Source organism: Amphritea sp., assembly GCF_016744155.1.
Classification (GTDB): Bacteria; Pseudomonadota; Gammaproteobacteria; order Pseudomonadales; family Balneatricaceae; genus Amphritea.
On record NZ_JADGEW010000014.1, the window covers coordinates 58,942 to 79,343 of the forward strand.

At 46.7% G+C, this 20,402-nt stretch carries 15 protein-coding genes; 11 read left to right on the forward strand and 4 right to left on the reverse strand.

The window, feature by feature from the left end:
* Positions 1–15 precede the first annotated feature (15 nt).
* Positions 16–1,293, forward strand: coding sequence for a serine--tRNA ligase (gene serS / locus QZZ54_RS11970; protein ID WP_290702922.1), 1,278 nt, complete (start codon positions 16–18; stop codon positions 1,291–1,293).
* Between the two features lie 86 nt (positions 1,294–1,379).
* Here serS and QZZ54_RS11975 read toward each other — a convergent pair whose 3' ends face one another.
* A complete protein-coding gene (locus QZZ54_RS11975) occupies positions 1,380–2,621 on the reverse strand; it encodes an HDOD domain-containing protein (RefSeq protein WP_290702923.1) in 1,242 nt (413 codons plus the stop codon).
* Between the two features lie 488 nt (positions 2,622–3,109).
* Between QZZ54_RS11975 and QZZ54_RS11980 the strand changes: the two genes are divergently transcribed.
* Complete coding sequence (locus tag QZZ54_RS11980) at positions 3,110–4,330, forward strand: UbiH/UbiF/VisC/COQ6 family ubiquinone biosynthesis hydroxylase (RefSeq protein ID WP_290702924.1); 1,221 nt, start codon at positions 3,110–3,112, stop codon at positions 4,328–4,330.
* 96 nt (positions 4,331–4,426) lie between these two features.
* Here QZZ54_RS11980 and QZZ54_RS11985 read toward each other — a convergent pair whose 3' ends face one another.
* Positions 4,427–5,059 carry a phasin family protein gene (locus QZZ54_RS11985; protein ID WP_290702925.1) on the reverse strand — a complete coding sequence of 211 codons (633 nt, stop codon included), beginning with the start codon at positions 5,057–5,059 and terminating at the stop codon, positions 4,427–4,429.
* 385 nt (positions 5,060–5,444) lie between these two features.
* On the opposite strand from QZZ54_RS11985, the gene QZZ54_RS11990 reads away from it, so the two are divergent.
* The 4 genes from QZZ54_RS11990 to QZZ54_RS12005 all read left to right on the forward strand — a co-directional run bounded on the left by QZZ54_RS11990 (position 5,445) and on the right by QZZ54_RS12005 (position 10,467).
* Positions 5,445–8,357, forward strand: a complete 2,913-nt coding sequence (locus QZZ54_RS11990) for an insulinase family protein (RefSeq protein ID WP_290702926.1) — start codon at positions 5,445–5,447, stop codon at positions 8,355–8,357.
* Between the two features lie 65 nt (positions 8,358–8,422).
* The gene (locus QZZ54_RS11995; RefSeq protein ID WP_290702927.1) at positions 8,423–9,307 is read left to right on the forward strand and encodes a DMT family transporter; all 885 of its coding nucleotides are present in this window, start codon (positions 8,423–8,425) and stop codon (positions 9,305–9,307) included.
* A gap of 297 nt (positions 9,308–9,604) precedes the next feature.
* Positions 9,605–10,036, forward strand: a complete 432-nt coding sequence (locus QZZ54_RS12000) for a DUF3010 family protein (protein WP_290702928.1) — start codon at positions 9,605–9,607, stop codon at positions 10,034–10,036.
* Between the two features lie 281 nt (positions 10,037–10,317).
* Positions 10,318–10,467, forward strand: coding sequence for a hypothetical protein (locus tag QZZ54_RS12005; RefSeq protein ID WP_290702929.1), 150 nt, complete (start codon positions 10,318–10,320; stop codon positions 10,465–10,467).
* Between the two features lie 8 nt (positions 10,468–10,475).
* Here QZZ54_RS12005 and QZZ54_RS12010 read toward each other — a convergent pair whose 3' ends face one another.
* A complete protein-coding gene (locus QZZ54_RS12010; protein ID WP_290702930.1) occupies positions 10,476–11,447 on the reverse strand; it encodes a 5'-nucleotidase in 972 nt (323 codons plus the stop codon).
* 145 nt (positions 11,448–11,592) lie between these two features.
* Here QZZ54_RS12010 and mtgA point away from each other — a divergent pair, with 145 nt between their 5' ends.
* The 3 genes from mtgA (at position 11,593) to QZZ54_RS12025 (ending at position 13,433) form a co-directional block, all read left to right on the forward strand.
* Positions 11,593–12,285, forward strand: a complete 693-nt coding sequence (gene mtgA, locus QZZ54_RS12015; RefSeq protein ID WP_290702931.1) for a monofunctional biosynthetic peptidoglycan transglycosylase — start codon at positions 11,593–11,595, stop codon at positions 12,283–12,285.
* A 95-nt stretch (positions 12,286–12,380) separates the two neighbouring features.
* Positions 12,381–12,611, forward strand: a complete 231-nt coding sequence (locus QZZ54_RS12020) for a DUF350 domain-containing protein (protein WP_290702932.1) — start codon at positions 12,381–12,383, stop codon at positions 12,609–12,611.
* 6 nt (positions 12,612–12,617) lie between these two features.
* A complete protein-coding gene (locus tag QZZ54_RS12025) occupies positions 12,618–13,433 on the forward strand; it encodes a transglutaminase-like domain-containing protein (RefSeq protein WP_290702933.1) in 816 nt (271 codons plus the stop codon).
* 69 nt (positions 13,434–13,502) lie between these two features.
* Here QZZ54_RS12025 and metH read toward each other — a convergent pair whose 3' ends face one another.
* Positions 13,503–17,222: a methionine synthase gene (gene metH, locus QZZ54_RS12030; RefSeq protein ID WP_290702934.1), complete on the reverse strand. Its 3,720-nt coding sequence runs from the start codon at positions 17,220–17,222 to the stop codon at positions 13,503–13,505.
* A gap of 472 nt (positions 17,223–17,694) precedes the next feature.
* Between metH and panD the strand changes: the two genes are divergently transcribed.
* On the forward strand, positions 17,695–18,129 hold the full coding sequence (gene panD / locus QZZ54_RS12035; RefSeq protein ID WP_290702935.1) for an aspartate 1-decarboxylase: 435 nt from the start codon (positions 17,695–17,697) through the stop codon (positions 18,127–18,129).
* 328 nt (positions 18,130–18,457) lie between these two features.
* Positions 18,458–20,347 carry a propionyl-CoA synthetase gene (locus QZZ54_RS12040; RefSeq protein WP_290702936.1) on the forward strand — a complete coding sequence of 630 codons (1,890 nt, stop codon included), beginning with the start codon at positions 18,458–18,460 and terminating at the stop codon, positions 20,345–20,347.
* Positions 20,348–20,402 lie beyond the last annotated feature (55 nt).

Here is a 20,402-nt window from a genome sequence, read left to right on the forward strand (position 1 = left end):
GTTGTATCTGACATCATGCTAGATCCGAAAAATATTCGTTCAAACCCGGAAGAAGTAGCACAGCTACTGATCAAAAAGGGCTATCAATTCCCGGTCGATGAGTTCAACACTCTGGAAAATCAGCGTCGTGAATTTCAGGTAGACGCAGAACGCCTGCAGAGCGAGCGAAATACCCGATCCAAGAATATAGGCAAGGCCAAATCTTCCGGCGAAGATATCCAGCCATTGCTGGCTGAAGTAAGCACCCTGGGCGAGCAGTTAGATGCTGCTAAAGAGCAGTTGAAAACCGTACAGGATAAAATGGATGCTCTGCTGATGGGCATGCCAAATATTCCGCATGAATCGGTACCCGCCGGTGTAACGGAAGATGACAATATTGAGATTCGCAAGTGGGGTGAGCCGACCCCACAAGATTTCGAGCCGAAAGATCATGTCGATCTGGGTGAGCAAAATGGTGGGCTGGACTTTGCCAGCGCCTCTAAAATTACCGGCGCGCGTTTTGCTGTACTACGTGGCGGTATTGCGCGTATGCATCGAGCACTGACTCAGTTCATGCTGGATACACACACAGCTGAACACGGTTATGAAGAGGCCTATGTTCCTTATTTGGTAAACGCGGACTCTCTGCGTGGTACCGGCCAGTTACCAAAATTTGAAGAGGATCTGTTCAAGGTTCCCGGTGATGGCGAACGTGATTACTATCTGATCCCTACGGCTGAAGTGCCTGTTACCAATATGGTCCGTGATGAGATCATTGATGCTGATCAGATGCCGCTTAAGTTTGTTGCGCATACACCCTGTTTTCGAAGTGAAGCGGGCAGCCATGGCCGTGACACCCGGGGTATGATTCGTCAGCATCAATTTGAAAAAGTTGAATTGGTTCACATTGTAGAGCCGACTAAGTCTATTGATGCCTTGGAAGAGCTGATTGGTAATGCGGAAACAATTCTACAGAAGCTAAATTTACCCTACCGAGTGGTTATTCTCTGTGGCGGCGATCTAGGCTTTAGTGCTGCTAAAACCTATGATATCGAAGTCTGGTTGCCAGGCCAGCAGAAGTACCGCGAAATTTCTTCTTGCAGTAACATGGGCGACTTCCAGGCGCGTCGAATGCAAGCTCGCTGGCGTAACCCGGAAACAGGCAAACCTGAGCTGGTACATACACTGAATGGTTCAGGTCTGGCCGTTGGCCGTACACTGGTAGCTGTTCTGGAGAACTACCAGACTGCAGAGGGCACCATTAAAGTGCCGGAAGTATTGCTACCCTATATGGGCGGTATTACTGAACTGTAATACTCTCAGGTTAAGCTCTTTTATTGAATTTAAAACTAAAAAAGCGCCTAGGGCGCTTTTTTAATATCTATTCATAATTGATTTAATTACTCATGCATCGCCTGCATCGAACTTTCAGTCCAGTTAATGCTGTGGCGATACGCCGGCTTAAATAGCATCATCGGAATACCACTACGTTTTACAATGCCCCATTCGCCATTTTCAAAGCTGATAACCGCATGAAGCAGCTGACCAAGGGGTCCATGATGATTCAAAACAGCCTCTCTGACTTCATCATCTATGGAGATTTGGTCCAGAATAACCTCAAGTCGTGTCTCTAATAGCAGATCAAGTTGTGAGAGCATACCCACCAAAAAAGCGATCTCTGGTTTGCCTGTATTAGTGAGTTCTGCCAGTAGTTCACACATGCGCGCCCGTGCGATCAGGTTACGTGACCACTCTTCAGGCTTGCCGTCTTGATTACTGAGCATAATGATCATCGCCCAGCTGCGAATCTGATCCAGCCCCAACATTACAACAGCCTGCTGTAAGGATTCAATTTTCGTTTCTAAGTTGTACGCTGCTGAATTAATAACCCTGAGCATTTTAAAACTGAGGATAGGGTCCAGAATCACCATCCCTTCGATCTGTTGTGCAGTGATATCAGGTTTTTGTAATGCCTGAACCAACTGAAGTAACGCCGCACTTTTAGTTGATATTGAGTCCCTTTCGACCACGGTTGGCTTACTGATAAAGCCTCCCTGGAAGAGTTTAAATCCGGCGCTTTTACAGAGCTGTAGAGTTTTAAAGTCGGGTATGTTTTGAGCCAGCAGGGTGCTTTTAAGCTTCCTTAAAACTTTTAACATTCCTATTAACTTATTCCGGGGAGTTCGCGACATGTCGACTTTGATAATATTGACGAAACGAAGCAGCGGGAATAGTTCCTTTTGCAATGCAAAACCATCCAACACAATACGATAGCCATGCTGGCGCAATGAAGTCAGGCTGAATAACAAGCTGCGGGTAACTTTAGTGGTAGCGGGAAGCTCTATCAGCATGCTTCTCTTCGGTAGTTGAGGCAGCTCAGTTTCTGTCAGGAGTTCTGCTGAAAAGGGTAAAAACAGGGGGACTTTTCGGACGGTTCCGTCCTGGCTGAGACTGGCATAAGTGCTGAGTAGGATAGTGGCTGTAGATGGCCCATCAGAGAGTATAGCGTTTCCGGGCTCTAAGCTGTCTTCGTAGCGTAATTGATAAGAAACAACCTTCAACTGTTCGTTAAAGATAGGCTGCCTGACAATCAGGCCACCGCTTGTTTCCCTGGATGTATCTATTTGTTGTTCTGAATTCAATTGATCATGCCTAATGATTCGTTTCACTCAGCGAGTACAGCAAACACCACGCCCCATCTATTCACAAATAACACAGAAACCCCAATCTTGCATGAATACATTCCCCGATTCAGGTAACTGAGGGCGATTCAAACAAGTCCATGCCGTCTTAGCATACCCTGTGGATACAGGCTTTCAAAGTGGCTGAAGATCAAAGCAGCAATTAAAAGTATGTTCATTGCTTATCTCTGATTGATAAAGCTGAGACTAGGTTGTTTCTGCCAGCCTCTAAGAGCAACCATAGAGCGTCAAATAGCTTTGACAGTGCTTGGTAATCGATCGGGTTATTCAGTGGTGATATATTTTACTCAGTAGCATGCATTGCAATTATTCGCTCCTTTACTTAATGAAGTATTTCTTTAGGCTTACCTAAATCTCTTTAGAAAGCTAAGGGGCAAAGGTACAATTCCAAACGATCAAAAAAGCTATATAGCTGCTGCGGAGATAAAATGAAAAATCGGTATGATCTGTTAATCATTGGGGGAGGTATGGTCGGCTCAACCATCGCTGCAGCCCTGGGTAATACAGACCTTAAAATTGCCGTAGTTGAGCAACAGTATCCCGTTGAATTCCAGCAAGGTTCAGAACACGATTTACGGGTATCTGCACTGAGCATTGCCTCGGAACAGATCCTGAAAAACCTTGAGATTTGGGACAGTATTAAGGCTCGACGTAGTTGCCTCTATCGTCGCATGAAGATATGGGAGAGCAATGAAAATCAGGCCTCTACCGAGTTTAATAGTGATGATATCGGCGCTGAACATCTTGGTTATATTGTCGAAAACAGAGTTATACAGCTGTCTTTATTAGAAAAGTTAAAACAGTTTAATAACGTAGAATTGATCTGTCCAGGCGATACTATTTCAATTGATTACTCGCCTGGTTGTAGCTTGGTTCAACTGGCCGATGGTAGGGAGTTAATTGGTAAGTTGCTAGTGGCTGCTGATGGCGGCATGTCTAAAGTCAGAGCAGCAGCCGGTATTGGTGTGCATAGCTGGGATTACGATCAACATGCTTTAGTTGCTTCAGTAGTAACTGAACTGCCACAACAGGACATCACTTGGCAGCAGTTTACACCGAATGGCCCATTAGCCTTTCTGCCTCTCTCAGGAAATCGGGCATCGCTGGTATGGTATAACCGTCCAGCTGAGGTTAAACGCCTCTTACAGCTGGATGACCAGCAATTTACCAATGAGTTGGTTAAGGCCTTTCCGGATCGTCTTGGCAAGATTGAGTCTATTCTGGAACGAGGCGCTTTTCCGCTTCGCAGACAGCATGCTCAGGAATATGTGAAGGAGGGCGTTGCTCTGGCAGGGGACTCTGCGCATATGATTAATCCATTAGCTGGCCAGGGCGTTAACATCGGGCTTTTAGATGCTGCAGTACTTGCTGAAACTATTTTGGCTGGGCATAAAGAAGGGACCGACATCAGCGACCTTAGACTATTGAAGCGCTATGAGCAGCAGCGACGTAATCATAATCTGATGATGATGCAGCTAATGGACGGTTTCTATCGAATCTTTTCTAATGACCTGCTGCCATTGAAATTGTTGCGTAATCTGGGACTGGGGGCGGCTGAAAGGTTGAAGCCTGCTAAAAACAGAGTGATGCGTTTTGCCATGGGGCTGGAGGGGCGATTACCAGCCCTTGCCAAAAGCGAGAAGCGTTAACTTATGAGTAATTCCTACATACCGATCTAGTAAAACAAAAAAACGGAGCCAAATGGCTCCGTTTTTTTTCCTATAAACCTATGTTTATAAGATTGTTTACTTAGCTTTTGGTGCTGCTGGCTTAGCTTTAGGAGCTGCTGCTTTAGGAGCTGCTGCTTTAGGAGCTGCTGCTTTAGGTGCCGCTGCTTTAGGTGCCGCTGCTTTAGGTGCCGCTGCTTTAGGTGCCGCTTTCTTAGGAGCTGCTGCTGCTTTAGGAGCTGCTTTCTTAGGAGCTGCTGCTGCTTTAGGAGCTGCTTTCTTAGCAGGTGCTGCTGCTGGCTTAGCTTTTGGCGCAGCCTTAGGTGCTGCTTTAGCTTCAGTAGCAGGAGTCATGAACTTGCTAAGGTCTTCAAAGTAGTTCATGTCTTTAAGGCCTAAACCTTCAAAGCTCTTATCGATTACAGCCTTCAGCTCTACTTTAGCAGAACTCAATGCAGCCATCTCTTCTTCCGCAACGCTGGTCAATCTTGTCTCTAGCTGCTTTACGTACTCAACCTGAAGGTCAATTGCTTCTTTAGGATCTTTGATAGAAGACAGAGCCTGCATCTGCGCCATGGTGGCATTTACAAAGTCGGAAACATAACGAGATTGCAGTTCAATTAATTTCTCTGCAGCTTTCTTGTTAATTTCAGCCATATCAACAACTGGCTTCATGTTTTCCTGAACGTCCTTCATCATATCTTCGTACATGTTTTTCACCTGTGGTCGCAAGAGTTTTAATCTTTGTGCGTTGCAGCAATTTTTCCATACTATATTCTTCACGCATAATAAAGTCAATTATATTGTTGCAGTGCAGCAAAGAGTGGATTGGCTACCACTCATCATTTATAGCAGATACGCTTTGCTGTAGTAACCTAAATGCTTATCGTGAACAAATCATGACAAAAATTTGAAAGTATTCTGGAATCTTTTAACTGAGCTGTCGTATTTGTATAAAAGAGGCGCAGGTTCTTATTTTTAAATAGATAAGGGAAGTTGTAATTTACTTTCCCCTGGGCAGGCCAAAACCCGCTTATTTGGTTACAATGAGCGCAACGGATAGATCGATAAGATATTACAGACACTGGATAACTACATGACTCGTCAACCGGCTTTTCAGCTTAAACGTACTGAAACAATTGAATCACTGGGAATCGACGTACAGGAATATGTGCACAGCAAAACAGGCGCTCTGCATTACCATATTGCAGCTGATAACCAAGAGAATGTGTTTCTGGTAGCATTTCGTACGGTGCCTGAAGACAATAAAGGTGTCGCTCATATTCTAGAACACACCGCGCTCTGCGGTAGTGAGAAATTCCCGGTTCGCGACCCATTTTTTATGATGACCCGCCGTTCGCTGAATACCTTCATGAACGCTTTTACTAGCAGTGACTGGACCGCCTACCCATTTGCCAGCCAGAACCGTAAAGATTACTTTAATCTATTGGATGTCTATCTCGATGCCGCATTTTTCTCCCGGCTTGATCCATTAGACTTTGCTCAGGAAGGCCACCGCATCGAGTACAGTGAAGCGGGCAACCCTGATAGCCCTCTGGTCTATAAAGGAGTGGTCTATAACGAGATGAAAGGGGCCATGAGCTCACCTGTTTCTACTCTTTGGCAAACGATGACACGCTACCTGTTTCCATCAACCACCTATCACTACAATTCTGGGGGTGACCCTGAAGCGATTCCTGATCTGAGTTATGAAGAGCTGATTACGTTTTATAAGAGCCACTATCACCCTTCAAATGCTGTCTTTATGACCTTTGGTGATATCCCCGTTGAGGAACTTCAAAAGCGCTTTGATGAACAGGCGCTGGCCAGATTCGAGAAGCTTGAGGAAGAGATTACCGTTGGTGATGAGAAGCGTTATTTCTCACCGATTAGCGTCGAGGAAGCTTATGCTTTAGATGAGGAAGAGAGCAGTGCTAAAACCCATCACGTGCTGGCTTGGCTTCTCGGACCGAGTATCGATCTGGAGCAACAACTCAAAGCTCACCTCCTGTCTGAAGTTCTGTTAGATAACAGTTCCTCACCGCTACGTTATGCACTGGAATCAACCGATCTAGGACTTTCTCCATCACCCCTCTGCGGGTTGGAAGACTCCAACCGAGAGATGGCCTTTATGTGTGGTATAGAGGGTAGTGAGCCGGAAAAAGCAGCAGAGTTTGAGCAACTGGTACTAGATACACTGACTGAGGTTGCTGAAAATGGTGTACCGCAGATCCAACTTGAAGCGGCTCTTCATCAACTGGAACTCAGTCAGCGAGAGATAAATGGTGATGGTTACCCTTACGGCATGAGTCTGATTCTCAAGTCGCTATCTTCTGCAATTCATCACGGTGATCCGGTTGCACTACTCAACCTGGACCCTGTTCTTGAAAAGATGCGTGAAGAGATAAAATCGCCCGACTTTATTCCTTCAATGGTTCGCGAACTCTTATTGGATAACCCTCATCGTGTTCGCCTGACTTTGAGGCCTGATGCAGAGCTGGCTAATCGTCGTGATCAAGCTGAGGCAACCGCCCTTGAAAAGATCCGCCAGTCACTTGATGAGAGCCAGGTTAAAGCGGTAATCGCGAAGGCCCAGGCCCTTGAAGAGCGACAAAGCCAGATCGATGATGAATCGGTATTGCCAAAGGTTACCATCGCCGACGTGCCTGCTGAGATGAGTATTCCTCAGGGGAGTGAAACTTCTCTGGCGGACTTTAACTACAGTTTCTATGCTCAGGGCACTAACGGTCTGGTATATCAGCAAGTCATTATGGATCTACCCGCCCTGACTGATGAAGAGTTACAACTACTTCCGCTCTATAGTCACTGCCTGACAGAGCTTGGCTGTAATGGAATGAGTTATCAGGACACTCAGGCACTGCAGTCACAGGTTTGTGGCAGTATCAGTGCTTATCCTTCTGTTCGGGGTAGCATCGACGATGAACAAAAGGTTAGTGGATATATGACACTGTCCGGTAAGGCGCTGCTGAATAAGCAGACCAATCTGACAGAGTTAATGCATCAAACCCTGAATAGCGTTCGCTTCGACGAACATAGTCGGATTCGAGAGTTGGTGTCTCAGCAACGTACCCGCAAGGAACAGAGTGTCACTGGACAAGGTCATAGTCTGGCCATTATGGCGGCAGTTAGTCAGCTTTCTCCTGCGTCGCAGCTGTCACACAATACTCGTGGCCTGCAAAGCATTCGCGCGGTTAAAGCACTGGATGATAGCCTTAATGATGAGAAGAACCTGACACAGCTCGCGGATCAGCTAGAGCAGATTCATCAGAAGATTATTGCCGCCCCACGTCGCTTTCTGATTGTTGCTGAACCTGAACATCAGCAGGAGCTTGCTGCAACGCTTGCTCAGCAGTGGAGCCAGGCTACTGTTAACGAAAGTGATTTTGAGGCGTTCAACTTAGCGCCGGTACGCCAGGGGGTTCAGCAAGCCTGGACCACCAGTACCCAGGTTAACTTCTGCGCGAAAGCCTACCCGACAGTTGCCGTTGAGCATCCCGACTCAGCACCGTTAACGGTACTGGGAGACTTCTTGCGTAATGGTTTCCTTCATCGCGTAGTCCGAGAGCAGGGCGGAGCATATGGTAGTGGTGCCGGGCAGGATTCTGCAGACGCCGTTTTCCGGTTTTTCTCATACCGTGATCCACGCCTGAGTGAAACGTTGGAAGATTTTGATGCAGCGCTAAACTGGCTGCTCACTGCAGAAGATGATGAGCAGAAACTTGAAGAAGCGATCCTGGGTATTGTCAGCAGCATCGACAAACCTGGCTCACCTGCCGGCGAAGCTAAGCAGACTTATCACAGCACTCTGTTTGGTCGCTCACCGGAGCAGCGTAAAAGTTTTCGACAACGCATTCTGCAGGTAACAGTGACAGATATTAAGCGTGTTGCTTCACAATATCTTAAGCCTGAAAACGCCAGTGTGGCAGTAGTCACAAGCCCGGCTGTTGCAGCAGAGCTGAGTGACAAGTTTGAAGTGATCGCCATTTAATCTTCGTTAGGTTCTACAGGAGTAAAATAAGCCTCATTGCCTGATGCAGTGAGGCTTTTCTGTTTATGAAAAGTAATGATTTTTTAATCGGCGCAGTGCTGATATTAGTATCAGAGATGTTCCTTGTGTTGTCCGGGATGGTTATTAAGCAACTCTCCGGAGAGCTGCCTACCGAGATGATTGTTTTTTTCCGTAACCTACTGGGCTTAGCGTTGTTCCTGCCGTGGCTGCTGCGAAAAGGCACTGGTGTTTTACGCACTACGAAATTACGTTTTCACATGATGCGCGCCGCTGTCGGGGTAACGGCAATGACCTGTCTTTTTTATACCTGGGGGCAGTTACCGCTGGCACAGGCGGCGTTATTAAAACAGACCGCTCCTTTCTTTACGCCTCTGGTCGCTTTTTGGTGGTTGAAAGAACGCATTAGTCTGCAGGTAAAAGTAGCTATATTAGTTGGATTCATAGGTGTTGCGTTTATTCTTAATCCTCAGGAAACTACCGTCAATCTAGGTATTTTGATTGCCCTGGCAGGCGCGTGTCTGGGGGCGCTGGCGAAGGTAACGGTGCGGCGGATGCGGGAAACCGAGTCGCCGCAGCTGATTGTTTTCTATTTCGCTTTCTTTGCGGCTATTTTATCTGCAATACCGGCCTGGTTGAGTGGCGCCGGTCTGACACTGATACAGTTCGCTTGGCTGATACTCTTAGCGGCTACCTCCACGATAGCTCAGCTTCTGCTCAGTAAGGCTTACGGTATGGCACCGGCTGGGCAACTGGCGCCATACACCTATGGGTCTGTGGCGATGGCGGCTTTACTTGGCTGGCTGGTGTGGGGCGAAGTACTGGGACTGAATACCCTGTTGGGGATTTTGCTGATTAGCTGCGCCGGAATCGTGGCAATGATGGGGAAGCGGGACACCCCCACCAAAGTGATCGTTGACCCGAGTCTGTAGTATTTACTTTAAGCAGAGTTTATTTAGGCGGAATTTATATCAGATAGGAATACTAAGTTAAGAGTATTTGACGGGTGCAATATTGATTAAATTAGGCCTTTCACTCTTGGCATGAGAATCTTATGCCGCTGTTCCTATCTTCAGATTTTAAATACTCGTAGCCAACGTCGAAAACTACAATTCCCTAAACTAATAGTTTTTAAGTGACTCAAATACCTTGGGCCAATTGATCAATTTTAGTAACATTTTTTGTTATTAAGCTTTAGTATAATACATATTTATTTGCGGGTTTTTAAAATGAGAGTATGTGGTGTCGAGCTAAAAGGTAATGATGCAGTTATCTGTTTAATGGTTCTTGATCAAGGTTTGTATACCCTGCCGGATTGTCGTGTTAAGAAACTGTCAATTTCGGACTCGTCTAATCGCGATGAACTAAGTGGATTTCAATTTAATTTCATTAAGTTAATGCAGGATTACAATGTTGATTCTGTCGTTATTCGTGAACGTATGACAAAAGGTAAGTTTGCCGGTGGTGCGACCAGTTTTAGGCTTGAGGCTGCAATTCAATTGGCGAGTGAGTTTGATGTATCTTTACTCTCTGCAAGTAAAGCGAAAGAAGTACTGAAAGACAGTCGCGTTATTCTTAATTTTAAAGATACAGGCATGAAACAATTTCAAGAGTTGGCATTTATGACTGCGTTTGCATTTCTTGAATCTGGCTCTCATTAGTTGTTAGCTTTTTAAAAACACATCAACATTATCGCTATCTTGTGTGATGGGTGTTCTGGTCAACAATACCGGATACATTAAATTGCTAATTTCCCATACTGAACCGGCGACGCAACAGTATGGCGAATACGAGATACTGAATCACCGCAGTTGATTGTTTTCTATTTTGCTTTCTCTTCCACCCTTTTTTTTGCGCGACCGGCTTGACTGGTTCTGCTGGCCGCTAATTTTACGGGAGCTCAGTTTCTGCTAAGTAAGGCGTACGGTATGACTCTGTTGCCATGGCCTCTCTGCTGGGCTGGCTGGTGTGGGGCGAAGTACTGGGGCTGAATACCCTGTTGGGGATTTTGCTAATTAGCTGCGCCGGAATTGTGGCAATGACGGGTAAGCGGGAAGCTGCGACCAAGCCGGTAGTAGATCCCATACTCTAGAGGGTGAGCTATTTTTCCTCAGCTCCTTCGAAGCGGCTAACGGCTTCATTTGTTTCAGCATGCTCCGGTAATGTTTGTATGAGGGAGTCACTGCGATAGAGCACCTGACTACTGGGAATTTGCTTTGATGCATTGATCAAATGGATTGGCTGATCATCAAAAAAGATATGCGGTCGTAGAACGCTGAGCACTTGCTCTTTGCTCATTCCTCCGAGAAAGAACGCCTGATCTACAAAAACTCCCCATTGCCTTAGCGTTTTAATAACCCGTAAATGGGCTGGGCCGTTTCGAGCCGTGACAATGGATAGCCTCAAGGGGGAGCGATCAACACCAAGTTTCTCATTCAACCGAGCCAGTAACCTGACCAGCTTGGCGAAAGGGCCATCGGGTAGTACTACATCTTCATTATCCGATTCATTTTGTTGAAAACGCTCTAGTCCCTCTGTTTTATAGATATATTCCGACTCATCAGAGAACAGCACAGCATCCGCATCAAAAGCGATGCGTATCTGGTCACGATCTGGCTGGAAGCTTTCGGGTGGGTCATAGATGAGTGCCGCTGCACAGTTTTCAGTATCGATGGCTACCTGAGCATCATCAGAATGACGAGTAAGCAGAAGATCAACACTGTAAGCGGTGAGGAAGGGGGCTAGTGGTTCTCCCCCCGTAAAAGCTGATCGGGTTATATCCAGACCATAGTGTTGTATCGACTTAAGCACCCTCAAGCCGGTATCGGGGCTGTTTTTAGACATCACCACAACCTCAACCAGTCTCTCTTCAGACAGCTTATTAAGGCTAAGCAGGGCATCCACCAGATGAAAGGCTGTGCCTTTTTCTAAGACCCGGTTCTCCTGCTCTAACTGAAAGCGTCGATAGGCCTCAATATCTTGTTGCTGGTAGATACTGTTCTCGTGCTCAAGGTTAAATAGTGCCCGGCTGGAAATGCCGATTACCAGCACCTTTTCAAGATCGATAGTCATTGATCGCTTTCCGACAATTGTGGGGACTGAATTGTAAGTTTATTTAGTTAATCACAGTATAAAGGACTATTCATCCTTTATGCTGTTCAAAAAATAGCCAGCTTTAGGTATGATCCACCACTCCTGACTTATGTGGTTCCTCAAATTGACAGTATTCCGTTTTTCTTTACGTAAATGGCTTCTACGTAGTCTTATCGCTTTGCTTCTCCTGCCGGTACTGCTGGTATTGATGTTGCGTTTTGTCGACCCTTCTCTTTGGATGTGGCAAGTTCAGCGTGAGCTGAATCCGCCGAAATACTATCCAGCCGAAAGCCAGCACCATTGGGTACCCCTGGAGCAGATAGCGCCGGCGATGCAGTTAGCGGTTATTGCCGCTGAAGATCAGAACTTTCCACAGCACTGGGGATTAGATTTTGCGTCTATTTCAAAAGCGCTGAGTAATAACAAAAAGGGCCAGGCAATCAAAGGGGCGAGTACCCTGAGTCAGCAGACCGCCAAGAACCTATTTCTCTGGCCCGCAAAAAGCTATTTTCGTAAAGGGCTTGAAGCGGGATTAACGATGCTGATGGAAACTTTGTGGAATAAACCGAGAATCCTCGAGGTCTATCTGAACATTGTTGAGTTTGGCCCGGGGATCTACGGTGTTGAAGCAGCCAGCCAGGCCTTCTTCCATAAGCCTGCCAAAAAACTTTCGGCTACAGAAGCTGCCCGTTTAGCCGCGGTGCTGCCCAACCCCTACCGAATGAGCGCAGAACGGCCAAGTAGCTACGTCTGGCAAAGAACAGCCTGGATTAGAAAACAGATGCGTTTGTTAGGCTCTGAACACTGGCGTCCCTAGATAATTTTCTTCTATTGATAGAGAATCAATATTTCTCGGAACCCTTCTGCTTTCCGACTCATCAATAACAAGCTCATCAAAACAGGAACGCCTTCATGGAGATGGAATTTTTCAGTGCTTCTCTTATTAATCTTTTATTGAATCTCAGCTACACCATCATCGCATTAATTGTTGGTGTCTATGCTTTGTTATGGATCGATAAACGTCTGCTTAAAAATATCGATCTAGAGGAAGAGATGAAAAAAGGTAACCTTGCGGTCTCTATCTTCGCTTCAACAATACTGCTCTTTGTCGCGATCATTGTGGCATCTGGCCTTAAAGGTTAATCGGTTATGCTGAAACGCCTGGGTCAGGGCGTGTTGTTTCTTGCCTTTGTGGTACTTACCTCACTGTTGCAGGAGCAGAAAGACTCTACTGACCTTATGATTTCAGAGGCAACCGAACAACTTCCGTCACCTGATAATCCAGAGGCATCTCCCGGGCTCCTCAGGCAAGGGCGTCTGCATATATCTGATACGCGTCTGACGCTAAAAGACAGTGATATCAAGCGACTGTTAAGTAAAAAAAGAGGCTCGGCTTCTGCGGGTAGTTATACCCTTAGAAATAGCAAAACCGGTACTTATACTATGATCGCACCGGGCGTTGACCAGCAATACTACCTGGTTAACAGCTTCTTTGATGGCTATCTGCCTTTTCGGGTTGAGAATCCTATTCTGGCGCTCTATGCCATTTCGCAACGTAAACGTTATCAGTATGACCATATAACCTATCCAGGGCGTCCTGAGGTATGGCAAAGCAGTCGACAAGCTTTCTACCAGAAGGTTGGCGATTGTGAAGATCACGCGATTCTCCTGGCCGATTGGTTAATAGGTTTGGGTTACGATGCTCGGGTTGCGGTAGGCGATTACAATGGTGAAGGGCACGCCTGGGTCGTGCTATTTGTTGAAGGTAGTGAGTATCTGCTTGAAGCCACCCAAAAACGTGGCATAAAGCGGTTAAAGGTTTTTCCCTTAGCCAGCCTACAGCGAAAATACCATCCGACTTATATGTTCAACAATGAGTTCTTCTGGCAGAACACCGGTTCAAAATTCACCACGCGTTATGCCTCTGCCAATTGGGTTAAGAAGAGTCAGTATCTGGCTAATTAGAGTGTTATATATCAAGCAAAAAAAACCGCCAATGGCGGTTTTTTATAAACAATTTAACTTAAGGCCTTATTAACCATCCTCAGGCTCGTACCCCAGATTTGGTGCTAACCAGCGTTCAGCGACCGGCTTTTCCATATCCGTACGACGGGCGTAGGATTCGACCTGATCTTCACCAATTTTCGCTACACCAAAGTACTGCGACTGTGGGTGGCTGAAGTACCAGCCGCTGACAGAAGCGGTAGGCAGCATTGCATAGCTATCTGTAATGGTCATGCCGATTCGATTCTCTACGTCCAGCAGATCCCACAGTAGGCCTTTCTCTGTGTGCTCTGGGCAGGCTGGATAGCCTGGAGCAGGGCGGATACCCTGATATTTCTCTTTGATCAGGGCATCGTTATCCAGATTTTCATCTGACGCGTATCCCCAGGACTCGCGACGGGTGCGGGCATGCATATATTCAGCCAGTGCTTCCGCAAGTCGGTCTGCCAATGCTTTCACCATGATGCTGTTATAGTCATCGTGGTCGGCCTCATAGGCATCAATCATTACCTGATCACCGAAGCCTGCGGTCACCGCAAAGGCACCAAAGTAGTCTGGCTTACCGCTTTCTTTAGGTGCGATAAAGTCGGTAAGACACATATTCGCTTTACCATCGACTTTCTCAACTTGCTGCCGCAGATTGTGCAGAGTCATCAGCACCTCAGAACGACTATCATCGGTATACAACTCGATATCGTCATCATCGATGCTATTTGCCGGAAACAAACCAACAACTCCACGCGCCTCAAGCTTGCGATTATTGATGATGTCATCTAATAGTGCTTTCGCATCATCAAAGAGGCGAGTGGCTTCTTCGCCGATAATCTCATCGGTCAAAATACGTGGATAGCGGCCTGCCAACTCCCATGAATGGAAGAATGGAGTCCAGTCGATGTAATCCCGGAGTTCATTCAGATCGATATTTTCAAACTGCTGAATGCCAAGTTGAGCGGGTACTGGAGGGGTATAACTATCCCAGTCAATCTTGAACTTATTTTCTCTTGCCTGAATTAGTGAAACGCGGCGCGCCTGATTCTGACGTTCGGCAAAGCGTTTACGTGTTGCTTCATAATCCTCCTGTATCTCTTTGACATAAGCAGGTTTTCTTTCTTTAGAAAGCAGGGTGCTGGCAACGTTTACTGCACGGGACGCGTTGGTAACATGGACAACCTGGTCGCGGTTATACCCCTTATCGATCTTCACAGCGGTATGCGCTTTAGAGGTAGTAGCCCCCCCGATCATCAATGGGATATCAAAGCCCTGGCGCTCCATCTCTTTGGCTACATGAACCATCTCATCCAGAGAAGGGGTAATCAGTCCCGACAGACCGATGATGTCAACATTCTGTTCACGGGCGGTACGCAGAATTGTTTCTGCGGAGACCATTACACCGAGATCGATGATCTCATAGTTATTACATTGCAGGACCACACCAACGATGTTCTTACCGATATCGTGCACGTCACCTTTTACAGTGGCCATCAGGATCTTGCCATTGGTTTGGCTGCCGGCACCTTCTTTTTCCAATTCAATGAAAGGCATCAGGTAGGCGACCGCCTTTTTCATAACCCGGGCCGACTTAACTACCTGGGGCAGAAACATTTTACCGGCACCAAACAGATCGCCAACGACGCCCATACCATCCATCAATGGGCCTTCGATTACCTGAATAGGGCGTTCAAACAGCTGCCGACACTCTTCAACATCTTCATCAATGAATTCGGCTATCCCTTTAACCAGGGAGTGGGAGAGTCGCTCTTTAACCGGTAGTCCCCGCCATTCCAATACCTTTTCTTCGGTTTGAGCACTACCGTCACCGCGATATTTTTCGGCAATTTCAAGCAGCTTGTCAGTTCCCTGATCGTCGGTATTGAGGATCACCGCTTCAACGGCTACCCGGAGCTCTTCCGGCAAGTCATCATAGATAGCCAGCTGACCTGCGTTGACGATACCCATATCCATGCCTTGTTGAATGGCGTGATACAGGAAGACACAGTGGATCGCTTCGCGCACCGGATTATTACCGCGGAAAGAGAAGGAAACATTCGATACGCCGCCTGAGATCATCGCATGTGGCAAGTTTTTCTTAATCCAGCCGGTGGCGTTAATAAAGTCCACTGCGTAGTTGTTATGTTCATCAATGCCGGTGGCTACAGCAAAAATATTCGGATCAAAGATGATATCTTCTGGCGGAAAACCAACCTTTTCCGTTAACACTTTATAAGAGCGTGCGCAGATATCGATCTTACGTTTCTCGGTATCGGCCTGGCCATCTTCATCAAAGGCCATAACAACAACCGCAGCACCGTAACGACGCAGCAGGTTTGCCTGCCTGATGAAATTCTCTTCACCCTCTTTCAGGCTGATAGAGTTCACTACGCCTTTACCCTGTATGCATTTCAAGCCCGCTTCAATTACTTCCCACTTAGATGAGTCGATCATGATCGGCACACGGGAGATATCAGGCTCAGAAGCGATTAGCGTGAGGAAGCGAACCATCGCCGCTTCAGCATCCAGCATCCCTTCATCCATATTGATATCGATGATCTGAGCGCCGTTTTCAACCTGCTGACGGGCAACATCCAGAGCGGTTTCGTAGTCTCCCTCTTTGATCAGGCGTTTAAACATTGCAGAGCCTGTGACATTGGTACGTTCACCAACGTTTACAAAGAGGGTGTCTCTGTTGATGTTCTGCGGCTCAAGCCCTGCCAGGCGACATTCAACTGGAATCTCAGGAATCTGACGGGGAGGGTGCTCATTGGCGGCGTTACCCATCGCAGTGACGTGGGCAGGGGTTGTGCCGCAACAACCACCGATAATATTTAGAAAACCCGCTTCAGCCCATTCGCGAATCTCGCTACCCATCTGCCAGGGAGTTTCATCGTATCCACCGAATGCATTTGGCAATCCGGCGTTAGGGTGGGCAGAGACAAATGTATTGGCAATTCGGGACAGTTCTTCAACGTACTGTCTCAGTTCCTGCGGCCCCAGGGCACAGTTCAAACCGATTGACAGTGGTTTAATGTGGCGTACAGAGTTCCAGAAGGCCTCTGTCGTCTGGCCAGACAAGGTACGTCCTGATGCATCGGTAATTGTACCGGAGATCATGACGGGCAGCCGCATGGAATGATCTTCAAAGTATTGGTCTACAGCAAAGATCGCAGCTTTTGCATTCAGCGTATCAAAGATAGTCTCAATCAGGATAAGGTCAGACCCGCCTTTTACCAAGCCGTCGATGGACTCAGTATAGGATTCCACCAGTTGATCGAAGCTAACATTACGAAACCCCGGATCATTAACATCCGGTGAGATAGAGCAGGTACGGTTGGTAGGCCCGAGTACGCCGGCAACGTAGCGAGGTTTAGTTGGGTTTTCAGCGGTTATCTTATCAGCAATACTACGGGCTAGCTGAGCGGCCACTAAGTTCATTTCATAGCTGATTGATTCCATGCCGTAATCGGCCATAGCAATGCTGGTAGCGTTGAAGGTATTGGTTTCGACTATATCGGCACCGGCTTCGAAATAAGCACGGTGAATCTCACTGATAATATCCGGCTGAGTCAGTACCAAAAGGTCGTTGTTACCCTTCAGATCGATATCCCAATCCGCAAACCGTTCACCACGGTAATCCTCTTCTTCGAGCTTACGGTCCTGAATCATGGTGCCCATACCACCATCGAGAACCAGAATTCGTTCTGCCATTGCCTGTTTAAGCTGCTCGGTCTTATCGGTCTGAATTGCTACTACCACGGTGAAAACCTATCTATAACCTATTGTAAAGGCGGCTATTTTATAGGATTTTCACAGGTTTTGGGTGAGTTAGACTCATCTATGTATGAAAAACTTTGAGGTTAGTCGGGGTCTGAAACAGCCTCCGAGCGCTTATCAGTAGTGAATCCAGCCGATCATCATTCAATATCTACAAAAGTTATAGGGATTTGTTCTTAATTTTTCAAAATTTGCTGGTACAATTGCCACCACTTAAAGGTAAGTAAAGAATTAACTTAGGTTAAGACTAAGCTTAACTTTATCAATCCCACAATTGAGGTTGTGAAGAGACTAACCCGCATGGATGGTTCAGCAGCAATGCTGGGGTTTGGTGCCGATGATTAATGGTGACGGTTAAGTATCACCAGGGGGTCACGGTAGAGAGATGCTGAGCTTCTGGCTCAGCGGTATTAATGTCCGGCTATGCCGGCAAATTGAGACGCAGGTCATTAATATGCTGCAAACATTCTTAAAAGCTAAATTGCATCGAGTAACAGTCACCCATGCGGAACTTCATTATGAAGGCTCCTGCGCTATTGATGGCGTTCTGCTCGAAAGCTCCGGCATTAAGGAGTATGAGCAGATTCATATCTACAACATCAATAATGGCGAGCGCTTCACAACCTACGCAATCCGTGGGGAAGATAACAGTGGCATTATCTCTGTAAATGGCGCGGCGGCACACTTAGCGTCTAAAGGTGATCTGTTAATCATCGGATCTTATGTACAACTGGATGAACAGGAAGCCGAAACCTTTCAGCCAACACTCTGTTATTTTGAAAACGCAAAGAATGAAAATGATGCTCACCGCGTTAGCGATGAAGAGCTTCACCAGCGCAACATTATGACCGGCATTAAAAACAGCATCTCAGTTCAGAAAAGTAACTAAGAGGCTTTTTTACCCGCTTCATTAAAGCTACCTTCGGGTAGCTTTTTTTATGCATTATTTTTAACAACTCATAGGAACGACAACTCTAGATTGTCGACAATCTTAAGTATTAATCTGATTATTACACTGTATTAGATCAATAAACTGCCGTTTATTGGGAAATAACTAGAACATAGTAGACAATTTAGCCTTTTGTAGTAGTTTAATTTTAGTCATTCTCCGTTAGAGTGGTTATCAAGTGGTAACACCTGCAGATAGGTATTGATAATAATAAGCAGGGCTACCGGTCTGAAACATATAATAACGGTTACAGCGAAGGGCCAGTGCTATGTCCTATAAAGACGAATACAAAAAATCAATCGAAACTCCAGAAGCATTCTGGGCAGAAAAAGCAGAAGCGATACAATGGTTTAAAAAGCCACAAACCATCCTAAGTAAGGATGAAAATGGTATCGACCGCTGGTTTGCTGACGGGGAGATGAACACTGCTTATTTAGCACTGGATTATCACGTTGAGTCAGGCCGTGGTGATCAGGATGCTCTAATCTATGATTCCCCTGTAACGGATACTAAACAGCGTTATACCTATTCTGAACTCCGTGATGCCGTAGCCAAGTTTGCCGGCGTTCTGAAAGCGCAAGGCGTAGAGAAGGGCGATCGGGTTGTTATCTATATGCCGATGATTGCTGAGGCCGTTATCGCGATGCTTGGCGTTGCCCGCCTGGGTGCGATTCATTCGGTTGTGTTTGGCGGTTTTGCTCCACATGAACTAGCTGTTCGTATTGACGATGCTGAACCAAAAGTTGTTGTTACGTCATCCTGCGGTATTGAAATCGCTAAAGTAATCGCATACAAGCCTTTACTGGATGAGGCGATTGAAAAATCTGCCCACAAACCAGACAGCTGCATCGTTTTCCAACGTCCTGAAGTAACTGCCACTCTTATTGAAGGCCGTGATCTTGATTGGGCTGAGGCCGTAGCTTCTGCTGAGCCGGCTGATTGCACGCCGGTTAAAGCGACAGATCCTCTCTATATTCTTTACACTTCTGGCACCACTGGTAAGCCAAAAGGTGTTGTACGTGATAACGGCGGTCACGCCGTGGCATTGAAGTACAGCATGAAAGCGATTTACAACATGGAGCCCGGTGAGGTGTTCTGGGCTGCATCGGATGTTGGTTGGGTTGTTGGTCACTCTTATATTGTATACGGCCCGCTTCTGGCTGGTTGTACCACTATCGTGTACGAAGGTAAGCCGATTAGAACACCAGACGCAGGTGCATTCTGGCGGGTTTGCGCAGAATATGGTGCTAAGGCTTTGTTTGCCGCACCTACTGCATTCCGTGCAATCAAGAAGGAAGATCCTGATTCAGAGCTACTCAAGGCCTATGACCTGAGCAAGCTGGAAACTGTTTTCATGGCCGGTGAACGACTTGATCCACCAACGTACCACTGGACCAAAGAGACTCTGGGTAAGCCTGTTATCGATCACTGGTGGCAGACTGAAACAGGTTGGGCTATCTGTGGCAACCTGACCGGTGTAGAGATGCTTGAGCCTAAGCCTGGTTCATCAACCGTACCCGTTAGTGGATTTGATATTAGGGTGCTCGATCATGAGGGTAATGAACTACCTAGTGGTGAGCAGGGCAATATCGCGCTTAAGCTACCGCTACCTCCAAGCTGTTTACCAACAGTATGGGGCGATTTTGAGCGCTTCCGTACTAGTTACCTGTCCGAGTTCCCAGGTTATTACTGTTCTGGTGATGGTGGCTACAAAGATGATGACGGTTACGTTTTCATCATGGGCCGTACTGACGATGTTATCAATGTTGCAGGTCACCGCCTGTCGACCGGCGAGATGGAGGAGATCGTTGCTGATCATCCAGCAGTAGCTGAGTGTGCGGTAATCGGTATCAATGACCCATTGAAAGGTCAGCAGCCTGTTGGTTTGGTACTGTTGAAAAATGGTGTTGAGATCGATGATGCTCAGATCGAGTCTGAGTTAGTGGCGATGGTACGTAAAGAGATCGGCGCAGTAGCCTGTTTCCGACGCGCAATCGTCGTACAGCGCCTGCCGAAAACCCGTTCAGGTAAGATCTTGCGTAAGCTATTACGTCAGATCGCAGACGGCGATGATTATTCTATACCTTCTACTATTGATGACCCGGCATCTTTGCCAGAGATTCAGGAGATTATGGGGCGTAATGGCCTGGTAAGCTGATAAAAGAATTACTACCTAATAAGGCAGCCTATTGGCTGCCTTTTTTATTTCCTTT